The organism is Comamonas sp. A23 (assembly GCF_004522605.1).
Taxonomy (GTDB): Bacteria; Pseudomonadota; Gammaproteobacteria; order Burkholderiales; family Burkholderiaceae_C; genus Comamonas; species Comamonas thiooxydans.
Window position 1 is genome coordinate 1 of record NZ_RSDT01000026.1, and the last position, 11065, is coordinate 11065.

The following is an 11065-nucleotide window of genomic DNA, read 5'->3' on the forward strand; positions in this document are numbered from 1 at the left end:
CTGATACCAGCCTTTCAATGCGTTCTTGGTTGGGTACCCCAACTGGCGAATCGTGGCTCTGGCACGCAAGCCAAGCTTGATGTAAAGCTCAACTGCACGAATCCTGTCTGCGTATGAGTACATGAACCACCTCCTGGTAGTCCAAGTTTTTGTCCGCATCCCCGGCGGGTCAGTTTTGAGTGGAAATCAACAGGGGAGTGCATGGACAGCCCTAATGGCGGTATCGACGTAGCTTTCTTGCTAGAGGCCAGCGCTTTGAAAATGCGAGCCATTTCTAAAGCCCAGAACTCAAAAAAGGCTATGTTCCTCAAGCATTTTGATCGCTTGTAAACTTTAGTCCCCCTTGGGGAGTAGCCTGCTTCCACCCTGGAAGCGCATGCGTCAACATACTCGGCATTCAATTTGCTGTGGCGTATGCATCCGTTCTTCGGTTGGCGAGACCATAGGCATTTCATCGCGACGAGCTTGGGCCGCGGTGAGATGCCGTTGTGCTCATGCCCGACCGTTAAGAATGAATTCCCCATGAATGCCGCTTCTATCTTGCTCCTGGCCTTTGCCATGTCCACCGATGCCTTTGCCGCAGCCGTCGGCAAAGGTTCTGCGCTACTCAAACCGCGCTGGGACTGGCGCCATCTTCGGTGTCATCGAAGCCATCACACCCTTGGTAGGTTGGGCGCTGGGCTATGCGGCTTCAGATTACGTCAAGGCCTGGGACCACTGGATCGCCTTTGTGCTGCTTCTGGTGCTAGGTGGAAGAATGTTGATCGGGGCAATCAAAGTGCCTGATGGTGAAGAGCCCAGCAAACCTGCACGACATGGCTTCTGGCTATTAGTTGCAACTGGATTTGCAACAAGCATTGATGCCATGGACGTGGGCGTAGGACTTGCTTTTCTGGACGTAAGCATCGCCACCGTTGCTCTCGCTATCGGCTTCGCAACATTCGCAATGGTGACGTTGGGCGTGATGGTCGGGCGTGTACTGGGGAATATTGCTGGGCGCTGGGCCGAAGCCATCGGCGGTGTCCTGCTGATCGGTATTGGCTCGATCATTTTGTACGAACATTTAGTCGCTATCTAATTCAATTGATTGAGATTTAGATGCCGGCTTCAGTTCGAGTGGGGTCGGCCACTCAGTACAGTCAGAGTAGGCAGTGAGCTAGGGCAGGAGCGGTCCACTTTTGCCCTTGCCAGTAGTATCTTCCTTGCCTACAACTGGCTCCGCTTCTGTTTGGAGCAGAGCAAATTCAGCACAGATATGAAGGCTCGGACCCTTTGTGGCACAGAGGAGTACAGCCACAAGTAGAAAGGTTCGGTAGAGCCGCTTCGGCCAGCGTGACCGGCACCAAGCCTACACCGGCGGGCATCCACTGCGCCCACAGGTGCGATCACGCCAAGCCCAAGTTTCTCAGGCGCGGCACATGCTTCAAACACTCAAGGGGACCTCTGGTCAGTCAGTTCAAAACCACCGGGAGGAGCGATACATATGGCGAAGCTCATCGCAGGCATTGCAAACTTTGCATCGAATTAAAGCTCTGCTGCTCAGTGCAGGATCACCTTCATCGGTCTTTCCGTCACGGGCAACACGATGCCACGGCAAAAAGCAGCCGGCCTCACCGCGCGCAGAAATCCGTGAAATCTTCGTGAGGCATGAGCGGACATATTGGACGCTTTGCCCGACGAACAAGAGTTGGCATCACCCTGTAAGCGTGAAGACGCATGTTAAGCGATGCATGAGGTGCATCCCTGTAATGTATTCCAGCTGTTAGGCAGAAAATTAAATAAAGTTTTTATAAATTAAAGAAGACCAGATTATCAGACAAAAAATAATTGTCATTAATACGGAAGCACTTCCCAAATCTTTGGCTTTCCTGGAAAGTTCGTGATATTGAAGTCCTACTCTATCTATTGCGGACTCTATCGCAGAATTAATTACCTCAACTATCATCAAAAACCAGATACAAGAGATCAGGAGCAATTTTTCCATCATAGATCTCCCAATCAATTGAGCCAATGGAAGCGAAATCACAAATAATATTACCTCAAGGCGGAATGCAGGCTCTAGCCACGCATCTTTTATGCCTGACCATGAGTATTTTGATGCATGCCAGACTCTAGAAAATCCTTTTCTATTCTTTTGAATATTATTAAAGATGTTGGATTTTGAGTTGTTTTTCATTTTTAACAGTATATTTCTTGATACTAAAGAATATAAACAAAAGAGTGGCGATCAACCAACAAATGAGAATCGTGACAATGTCATGAGAAATGAAATGGGCTCCTCTCAATTGTTGAGAGATACCAAATGTCAATCCAACCATAATGCCGCACAGCAATCCTAACCATCGATACTTAGGGATGATCATCTTAAAGAAGAAATATAAACCAACCCAGGCATAGCCAGCGCTCGCATGACCAGCCGGAAAGCATTTTCCGCTCCCCATCTCTTGAGGCCTGTGTTCGAAAAGACCAATAAAAGGGCGATCGCCACCAAATTGATTTAAGTTCCACGGGCAATCCATATTTGTCAATACCTTAAGAAGGCTCACCAAAATTACACTGACCAAACTGGATAAAATCAGGTAAAGCAATGGGGACCGCCATTTTTTCCGCTGTTCAGATTTGGAGGCAAGTACAAATATATATAGTGCAATGATCACAACGATTGCTAGGGTGCTCAGATGCTTCCCACCCTTATGAAGCAATTTGTTTGTAACCCAATGATCATTCAAAGACCATTCATAACCCTGCAGGGCATATATTTTCTCGGCAAAGAAAAAGTCCCCTCCAAGATACATGAAATAATAAAAAATTAGCGCCAGGAAAGTAATCGGAATCAGTAAGTGATTTACAAAGAATTCTCTATTTATATTATTTGGCATCTTCCAGCTTGTCACTTTTTGAAAATATTCATTATTTCAACCAACGAAATAGTTGGCAACTACTTTGTCGCGAATTTTATTCTTCTACTACCAGAATTAAAAAAAGAGCGCAAATAAATGCGCTCTATGAATGACCAACTAAATAAAATTAAACTAATTTCGACAGCATTTGCCCCATCTCTACATATTCATCGACAGCTTGATTCATAGCGAATTGTGTACGAATAGCATTAGCTGTAAATGATGCCCTCTCTTGATCGAGATCAACCGTATTTCTATCCATTGCATTCTGAGAGACAGGGCGAAATGCAATCTGAGGATCAATTGATGTTGGAGCAATGTTCCCAAGGTGGGACTTATTCGTAGACTGCACTGTCAGCATTTGCCTTTGCGTCTCTTCAAGCGCAGCCTTGAAGTCTATATCTTTCGCTTGGTATCCAGGAGTGTCAGCATTCGCAATATTGCTTGCTAATACTTCCATCCTCTTAACTCTAAGATATAGAGCGGCATCCTCGAATCTAAGAGAATCCATAGGATTTTTCTAGTAAATTTCGAAGCTTCAATGGTAGCGAAGTTGTCCTCTCAGCAAGATTACATTTTTGACACTATTCAGCCATTTACATGGTCTGAAGATTACATTTCTGACACCTTCTTGTAATCTGAGATCTCAGGAGAACAGAGATCACCCAGCCGATCATCTGCTCTCCCTAAGTTCTAAGCAGACTTTCCGCAGTTTGAGCAAAAACGCGATCCAAGCGCCATCTGCACGCCGCATGCGTTGCAGGCCTGGGGGGCTAGGCCGCTTCCGCACTGTTGACAGAACCGTGCTTGGGGAGAGCTTTGAGTTCGGCAGTTAGGACAAATGATCCCACCGGACACTCCTGGATCGTTGTAGGAGGCGGGTGTCCGTTTTTGATGATGACCATTCCCATGATGATCGCCACCAGATCGGTGATGGCCTCCGAGTAGGCGTTCAAAAAAGCTCATAACTATCCTCACAATTCAAGCTAGTGCACACGAAAACTCTCTGTCGAATTCAGGACTTGGGCACTTTTCCAAGCAGCCTTAGCCCATTGACTACAACTAGGAGACTTGCCCCCATATCTGCGAATACCGCCATCCACATGGATGCATTCCCGAACACTGCCAAGACTAGAAATACGGCCTTGATGCCAAGAGCAAGAGTGATGTTTTGCCAAAGGATCGCATGGGTGGATCGAGACAGCTTCACTGTCTCAGCAATCCTTCGCAAGTCATCATTCATCACGACGACGTCGGCTGCTTCCATAGCGGTATCTGTACCGGCGGCACCCATGGCAACCCCGACGTCTGCTTGGGCCAGCGCTGGGGCATCATTGATACCGTCGCCCGTCATTGCTGTGAGTCCATATTGGCCCTGGAGCGTTTTGATGGCAGCTAGCTTGTCCTCCGGCAACAAGTTTCCTCGTGCTTGCTCGATACCAGCTTCACTGGCTACTGAAGAGGCGGTGGCTTGGTTATCTCCAGTCAGCATGACTGGGGTGATACCAAGCGCTTTCAATTCAGATATAGCTTCACGAGAGGAGCCCTTAATCGTGTCGGCAACTGCAAACAGTGCGATGACTCGTTCCGGGTCGGCAAGCAATGTGACAGTACGGCCGGATTCTTCATGCCGCTTGAGCGTGGCTTCAAGCTCTGAGGAGCATTGGCCACGTTCCTCAATCAAGCGATGATTCCCTAGTACATAGACTGTTCCACTCAGTTCGGCCTGCACACCTCGTCCAGCAAGTGCCGTGAAGTTCTGAATGTCTGCGTTGTTAGGCTTCAGGCCCGCTGCGATGGCGCGCGACACAGGATGATCTGAGTGGCCAGCGAGAGCTGCTGCCACCGACTCCGCGGTATCAAGGCTGCTCGCGGCATCAACCAACGACCAGTCCACAAGGCGCGGCTTGCCCTCGGTAATTGTTCCGGTCTTGTCCAGCGCGATTGCCTTAAGCTTGCGCGCCTCTTCCAGATAGATACCGCCTTTGATCAAAATACCACGGCGGGCTGCTGCCGCTAAGCCGCTCACAATCGTCACTGGTGTGGAAATTACGAGTGCGCAGGGGCAAGCAATAACTAGCAGAACCAGTGCCTTATAGACGGCCTGCATCCACGTCCAGCCGAGTAGCCAGGGGCCTACCAATGCTACGACGACGGCGATAACGAAAATTGCAGGTGTGTAAATTGCAGCAAATCGATCAACGAACCCCTGAGTAGGCGCTCGAGTCGCTTGTGCTTGCTCAACGGCATGAATAATCCTCGCCAACGTCGAGTTGGAGGCCAATGCAGTAACTTCAAACTCAAAGGTTCCAGACTCGTTGATGGTGCCTGCAAACACTGGGTCACCCGCCGCCTTGTCAACGGGGATACTTTCACCAGTTACGGGGGCCTGGTTGATGCTCGTTTGTCCTGTCTGAACGACTCCATCCATAGGAACGCGCTCACCTGGCTTGACTCGCAGCGTCGAGCCCACTGCGATTTGTGCAACTGCGACGGTTAGCCAACTACCGTCACTTTGGAGAACCGATGCTTGGTCCGGAGCCATCGCAAGCAACCCCTGAATGGCATTGCGGGCCCGATCGACTGCTCTCGCCTCGATTGCCTCGGCGATGGCATACAACGCCATCACCATCGCCGCTTCAGGCCATTGACCGATGACGAACGCACCAGTCACTGCAACAGTCATTAATGCATTGATGTTCAGCTTGCCACGACGAAGTGCTCCAAACCCTTTTTTATAGACGTCAAAGCCCGCAAGCCAAATCGCAATCGCGGCGACCGCAAAGCCGGCGACTTTCCAAGCCATGGTTTCTGGCGCGAAGTAGCCGACACCTTCAGCAGCGATAGCAAGAGCAAGCGCCGCGACCAACTTTGGAGTTGTGCCACGCACAAGCTCATTGTCGTGGCTGTCGCCGGCCGCATGGCTTGAGTCCGCAGTGTTCGATGAGATCAGCTTTGGCTCAAAGCCAGCTTCAGTGATTGCCAACAATGCGGCAGCAAGGGCATCAGTGTCCGCATCAATTTTGAGAGTTCTCTGCGAGAGCTGGAATCTGAGTCCCCGGATACCTGCAATTGGTTCAAGTGCACGACGTATCTCAGCTTCCTCGCCAGCGCAATCCATCGTTGGAATGCGGTACGTTAGCCCTCGATCCAACGGAGTTGCCTCCACGCTCGGGATGGTGTGTGAGCTACAGCAATCCGTGGTGGCGGTACTAAGCATGTTGTCATCAATGTTTGGGGGCTTCATACTCGATCTCCTGTTGACCATGTGGCAATTAAAAACCTTTTAGTTGGTATAGAGTCAACTCATTTCGAACTGGGTCTATGAAGATTGGTGAACTGGCTGAGGTCGCTGGTACGGCGGTTGAGACCATTCACTTTTATGAACGCGAGAAACTGCTGCCTTCGGCTGCTACAGCTGAAAACAACTACCGTGTTTACTCGACGGACCACATAGACCAACTTGCCTTCATTCGATGCTGCCGATCGCTGAATATGACACTTGATGAAGTACGTTCTTTGCTCTCGCTACGGGAGTCATCTGCGAAGGACTGTGCAGAGGTCAATGCGCTCTTGCACACACACATAGAACATGTCAATCATCGCATCCAGGATCTGAGTGTTCTCGTTGCTGAACTTCAGACGATTCGTGCAAGCTACAGAGCTTCATAGGCACTTTCTGAATGCGGAGTTCTTTCTAGGCTGATGTCAGGTTCCACGACAAGCTGCGGGTCTCCTCGTCCCCAGCGCCATATCTACGGCGCGCACTAGGAAGCCATGCGCTGACAAATTGACCAGACGCTCATGGCTTTCTATTGTTGTGCACACGGGTAGCAATCAATGGCGCTCGAGCTCATTTTTCGCAACGTAGATCTTTAGCGTGCTACCTGCAAACGCTGCAGGTGCGATCTTCGACAGGTCGACGGGCCTATGACCCATCACATCAAATTTCCAGATGAACTGTTCCTTGCCGTTGGTGAACTCGACCGTCTCTCCACATACAAGATTGAGATATTGAGTGCTTCGTGTTGTGTCTACAACGCGTGAGACCTGAGACTCAGCACCTGCTCGTCCAAAAGTTCTGTCTGCAGTACGTGTGGTCGAGCTGGTACTTTCGAAGGACTTTGTAGTCGCGCTTTCCGATGGACCCAAGACGCCACTTTCATTTGCAGATGCAGACATTGAAACGGTGGCGCAGGACAGCACGATTGAAGCCAGAAATACGAGATTAGTTTTCATGATAAAGATTCCTTGATCAATTACTTGAAGAACGTCTGAGTGCTTTTCTACCCAGACACATCAAATATATAGATAGGCACTTTACGCAATATTGTCTGCAAAATTATATTTTTGTAATCCACAGCTAAAATTAACCTGATTACTAAAATGTAATCTGAATGTCAGATTTCTGTCGGTATTGCACACATAGAGTTCTGTGCCCCTATTCCAAATCGAATTTCGATATTTCCATTAGGGTTAATAGGATTTCTATGAGCGCACCAGCATCCGAAGATAATCTTAAATCTCACCGGTCAAGAATAGCATTATTTTTTCAAAAATCTACCGATCGCCATAAGCTATGGGTAACTATTATTGCTCTGCTTGCGATGCAAGTTGTTTTTGCATCTCTAGGATATGAAGGCAGAAAAATATTACAGATAAGCGTCCTACTTCTACCGACTCTATTATTATTACTGATTCCAATCAATAACTCTAGATTAAATCTAATTAGAGCATTTCTTGTTTGGAGTTTTGTTCTTGTATTTTTATTAGACTCAGCCGTCCGAGCGCATCTCATCTCAATGTATGCTGCTGCGCCAGATAGTACGATGGTGGTAAGTGCACTTGCTAACACAAATACATCGGAAATTGGAGGCTATATCTCCACACACATCCGTGATTTCAGTGGATCTAGCATTATTTTATTTATTTCAGCGGGTGTTGCTTTCTGGTTATCTTTAAAAGGGGCAAGAAAAAGAACGAAGGTCTCGAAGATTGAGCTGATTGCTTTATCCATCATCATTCTAATATCTACCGTTTCATACATCAGCAAACCATGGAGAAGAATAAACCCTCTGATTTTTTGGTCTAGTTTAGCTGAATCCGTAGAGATTACGAAAGAAAGCTGGGCAGCATATGGGAAGGAGCGTACCTTAGCTCAAAGGTTGGCGAAAAATGAGACTCCTACAATTTCCAGGAAAGATAAATCCACCGTGGTTCTTATTATTTCTGAAAGCATAAATCGAGATAACATGCGCATTTATGGCTACGAAAGAAATACGACGCCGATGCTCGAAAAGCTTCAAAAAGATATGGGCGATAGATTTCTCGTTATCCGTAACTCATGGTCCACGGAAGCAACTACTATTCCTGCCATTGATAGCATGATGAACTTCACAACTGCTGAAACAGATAAGAGGCTAAACATAATTGCTCTCGCAAAAGAAGCAGGATATAAAACTTGGTGGATAAGCAATCATGATGATATTGCAATTACGCAAAAGCATGCAGCAATGGCCGATGTGGTTTCCATGGAAAATAATAAACCAGGTAGATCTAGTAATTCACTTGATGAGATTTTATTGCCATCATATGAGAATTCCCTTAAAGATTCACACCCTCGGAAATTGATTGTTTTACATATGCTGGGGGCTCATCCTCATTATCGTCTGCGATACCCGGAAAAGCAGCCTATATTTTCCGATGATGAAGTATCAAAAATAATGTCTGCGGCTGAACGTTCAATGTGGGTTCAGAAATTTAGAAATGACTACGATTCAGCTGTTGTTTATCAAGACAGGGTAGTTGCATCTGTCTTTGAAAAATTAAGAGGTTCCCCATCCAGTGCAGATGACTATAAGTCCATTATTTACGTATCAGATCACGGACAAGAAGTTGGACATCAAACAAATAAAGTTGGTCACAGTCCAAGTACAGCATCCGGTTATAAAATACCCACAATAATTTGGACATCGACTGGAACTGATGTTGCTTCTAAAATTATATCTGATAGACCATTTAGAGCTGACTGGCTCGCTTGGACCATGTCGGATCTAATGGCATTAAGATGGAATAGTTACGAGCCATCTCGAAGTATTATCAACCCAAGCTATAGCTGGGTTAGCCCAAGCTTACCTATAAAAGACCCAATAACTGGGGCGTTGTTGCACATATCAGCCCCAGGCCAGATTTCCCCAACCCCAGGCGTGGCTAGGCCACAGCCACCGTCTGCGGGCAGCCCAGTTCAGTAAACCGATTGGGGATGACGGCTCGAATGTGCAGTTCGGCAACTTGGCGGCGACACTCTGGCCCATGCTTTTTGCACTTCCACTCGGCTTCGTCCAGGAACTTGATGTCCGTGGAGTCGACCAGTAGGCGCAGGCCGGCGGAGCTGGACCGGTAAGACTGCGTTGGCGGTTGCACAACGTGCTGAAGTCGGGAACTGGTCACAGCAGTCCAGACAACGCCAGTAGTGTCAGAACAAAGCATGTGGTCTGCCGCAAGGTCAATCCAAAGAGGTTTGATGGTCAGGCCGTACTGGATGGCCGCATCGGAGAACTTCGGGCTGTGCCCGCGTTTGCCGCTGGCAGCTGCAAACCAGCCATGCCCTTGTCCAGCCAGATGGTCGGTGAGCCCCGCGCTTTGAGCGCTGCGTTGTATTGCTTCCAGTTGGTGGTGCGATAGCGGGGTTTGGACGACGGGGACTGACACATCGCACGAGGCTACCTAACCTTAGCCGGCAATTTGAATACGAAGGACTTCCCGCCATCTTGGTCTGCTGGATACGCAGTGTCACGTTGGATCGGCAAGCCAATTTCTTCGTCATTCATCAGGAGTCGTGCCATGCAAAACATCGTCCGTGTTGGGGTAGATCTCGCAAAGAATGTGCTGCAGGCCCATGCAGTCAATGCTCAAGGGAGGATGGTCACTAACCGGGCCATCCAGCGCAGCAAGTTCTTGGCATGGTGTGCGCAATTACCTGCAGGGTGCCTGATGGTCATGGAGGCTTGCGGTGGTGCGCACCACTGGTGTTCGGCAGTTGCTGCGCATGGACTTGGATGCACGCATGATGGCAGCAGCATTGGTTGCACCCTATCGCTTGCAGGGCAAGAGCGGAAACAAAATGCCAATTATGCCGCTGCCATTTGCGAGGCAGCCAGCCGTCCTCAGATGCGCCTTGTTCCCGTTAAGACTTCAGAGCAGCAGGGCATACTATGTGTGCATCAGCCGCGCGAAGGGTCAATGAGGAACGCACAGCATGCATCAAACGTATTCGAGAAATGCTCGCCGAGTTTGGCATCGTCCTGCCGCAAAGCCCCAGAGGCTTGCGCACCTATTTGCACGATATCTTGGAAGATGCGAGCAATGACCTCGCAGGCGCAGCCCGCATTGCGCTACAGCGTGCACTCATGCATTGACAAGAGCTCGATGAACATCTTCACTGGTGTGAGCAGCGTATTACAGCTCACTGTGAAGAAGATGCCCAGGTGCAGCGAGCTGCCGCCATCAAGGGCTTGGGATCACTCACTGCATTAGCGATGGTCGGCGACTTCAAGCAGTTTAGGAAGGGTGCACAGTTTGCCGCCTGGCTTGGGTTGACGCCCAGACAGAATTCCAGCGGAGGCAAATCCAACCTCGGAGCCATCACCAAGCGAGGCGATAGTTACCTGCGCACTTTGCTGGTGTAAGGAGCCAAGGCCGTAGTGCTGACCGGCAAACACAACCTCGACCCTATCTCCCAATCGGTAATGGCCTTGAGGCCGCGCAGTGGCTGGCAAAAGGCCGCCGTGGCTTTAGCCAACAAAAATGCACGCATCCTGTGGGCGCTCATGACACAGGAGCGCACCTGTAACGCAGGCCATGCCAGCGAACGCCCTAGACCACCCATTTCTGCCGTTGCCTGAGGCAAGCACTTCAACATGCCAGACGTGAAATCAAAGATGCAATGAACAGGTTAGATCAGCAGCAGGCAAGCTCGGTTGTTGCATTGTGAGTCGCAATACGTCACGAGATTTGAATAGCACCCTGCTGCGCGGTTGAGGGTGTGCAGAATTTTGTGTAAACGGACAATCAACCGCCGGCGCAAGCCGGCCTGTCCGTAAGCACAATGAGCACCAAGAAACACGACGTACCCGAAGAACTGCTGTCTGGCCTGCTGGCCAACT

At 49.1% G+C, this 11065-nt stretch carries 11 protein-coding genes, 2 pseudogenes and 1 riboswitch; of the genes and pseudogenes, 4 read left to right on the forward strand and 9 right to left on the reverse strand.

Annotated elements, in window-relative coordinates; genetic code table 11:
- Positions 1-338 precede the first annotated feature (338 nt).
- Positions 339-502, forward strand: a riboswitch (yybP-ykoY riboswitch).
- A gap of 20 nt (positions 503-522) precedes the next feature.
- Positions 523-1078 (forward strand): annotated as a pseudogene (locus EIC84_RS25375) (manganese efflux pump MntP family protein).
- A gap of 696 nt (positions 1079-1774) precedes the next feature.
- Here EIC84_RS25375 and EIC84_RS25380 read toward each other — a convergent pair.
- The 6 genes from EIC84_RS25380 to EIC84_RS25400 all read right to left on the reverse strand — a co-directional run bounded on the left by EIC84_RS25380 (position 1775) and on the right by EIC84_RS25400 (position 6147).
- The gene (locus tag EIC84_RS25380) at positions 1775-2176 is read right to left on the reverse strand and encodes a diacylglycerol kinase (RefSeq protein WP_003069797.1); all 402 of its coding nucleotides are present in this window, start codon (positions 2174-2176) and stop codon (positions 1775-1777) included.
- The gene (locus EIC84_RS25385) at positions 2145-2894 is read right to left on the reverse strand and encodes a phosphatase PAP2 family protein (RefSeq protein ID WP_223305787.1); all 750 of its coding nucleotides are present in this window, start codon (positions 2892-2894) and stop codon (positions 2145-2147) included. The genes EIC84_RS25380 and EIC84_RS25385 overlap by 32 nt, the downstream gene beginning before the upstream one ends.
- 133 nt (positions 2895-3027) lie before the next feature.
- Positions 3028-3411: a flagellar basal body rod protein FlgB gene (gene flgB / locus EIC84_RS25390; protein WP_003069800.1), complete on the reverse strand. Its 384-nt coding sequence runs from the start codon at positions 3409-3411 to the stop codon at positions 3028-3030.
- 182 nt (positions 3412-3593) lie between these two features.
- Positions 3594-3746 carry a zinc-ribbon domain-containing protein gene (locus EIC84_RS26645; RefSeq protein ID WP_223305788.1) on the reverse strand — a complete coding sequence of 51 codons (153 nt, stop codon included), beginning with the start codon at positions 3744-3746 and terminating at the stop codon, positions 3594-3596.
- Positions 3674-3856 carry a hypothetical protein gene (locus EIC84_RS25395; protein WP_003069802.1) on the reverse strand — a complete coding sequence of 61 codons (183 nt, stop codon included), beginning with the start codon at positions 3854-3856 and terminating at the stop codon, positions 3674-3676. Before EIC84_RS25395 ends, EIC84_RS26645 begins: the two co-directional genes overlap by 73 nt.
- 59 nt (positions 3857-3915) lie before the next feature.
- The gene (locus EIC84_RS25400; RefSeq protein ID WP_003069804.1) at positions 3916-6147 is read right to left on the reverse strand and encodes a cation-translocating P-type ATPase; all 2232 of its coding nucleotides are present in this window, start codon (positions 6145-6147) and stop codon (positions 3916-3918) included.
- A 77-nt stretch (positions 6148-6224) separates the two neighbouring features.
- On the opposite strand from EIC84_RS25400, the gene EIC84_RS25405 reads away from it, so the two are divergent.
- Positions 6225-6572: a MerR family transcriptional regulator gene (locus EIC84_RS25405; protein ID WP_237704514.1), complete on the forward strand. Its 348-nt coding sequence runs from the start codon at positions 6225-6227 to the stop codon at positions 6570-6572.
- Positions 6573-6737: 165 nt separating this feature from the next.
- On the opposite strand, the gene EIC84_RS25410 is transcribed toward EIC84_RS25405, so the two are convergent.
- The gene (locus tag EIC84_RS25410) at positions 6738-7139 is read right to left on the reverse strand and encodes a CzcE family metal-binding protein (protein ID WP_003075109.1); all 402 of its coding nucleotides are present in this window, start codon (positions 7137-7139) and stop codon (positions 6738-6740) included.
- A 251-nt stretch (positions 7140-7390) separates the two neighbouring features.
- On the opposite strand from EIC84_RS25410, the gene EIC84_RS26485 reads away from it, so the two are divergent.
- Positions 7391-9151, forward strand: coding sequence for a phosphoethanolamine transferase (locus EIC84_RS26485; protein ID WP_224648099.1), 1761 nt, complete (start codon positions 7391-7393; stop codon positions 9149-9151).
- On the opposite strand, the gene EIC84_RS25420 is transcribed toward EIC84_RS26485, so the two are convergent.
- On the reverse strand, positions 9111-9611 hold the full coding sequence (locus EIC84_RS25420; protein WP_003069814.1) for a transposase: 501 nt from the start codon (positions 9609-9611) through the stop codon (positions 9111-9113). The two genes, EIC84_RS26485 and EIC84_RS25420, sit on opposite strands and share 41 nt — an antisense overlap.
- A gap of 132 nt (positions 9612-9743) precedes the next feature.
- Here EIC84_RS25420 and EIC84_RS25425 point away from each other — a divergent pair.
- A pseudogene (locus EIC84_RS25425) lies at positions 9744-10804 on the forward strand (IS110 family transposase).
- 50 nt (positions 10805-10854) lie between these two features.
- On the opposite strand, the gene EIC84_RS26240 reads toward EIC84_RS25425, so the two are convergent.
- The coding region (locus EIC84_RS26240) for a hypothetical protein (RefSeq protein WP_205699883.1) at positions 10855-11065 on the reverse strand (211 nt) is incomplete at its 5' end.

Excerpts from the sequence above, each read along its gene's own strand:
- EIC84_RS25380 (WP_003069797.1), bottom strand. The coding sequence starts at position 2,176 with ATGAAAAACAACTCAAAATCCAACATCTTTAATAATATTCAAAAGAAT.
- flgB (WP_003069800.1), bottom strand. The coding sequence starts at position 3,411 with ATGGATTCTCTTAGATTCGAGGATGCCGCTCTATATCTTAGAGTTAAG.
- EIC84_RS25400 (WP_003069804.1), bottom strand. The coding sequence starts at position 6,147 with ATGAAGCCCCCAAACATTGATGACAACATGCTTAGTACCGCCACCACG.
- EIC84_RS25405 (WP_237704514.1), top strand. The coding sequence starts at position 6,225 with ATGAAGATTGGTGAACTGGCTGAGGTCGCTGGTACGGCGGTTGAGACC.
- EIC84_RS25410 (WP_003075109.1), bottom strand. The coding sequence starts at position 7,139 with ATGAAAACTAATCTCGTATTTCTGGCTTCAATCGTGCTGTCCTGCGCC.
- EIC84_RS26485 (WP_224648099.1), top strand. The coding sequence starts at position 7,391 with ATGAGCGCACCAGCATCCGAAGATAATCTTAAATCTCACCGGTCAAGA.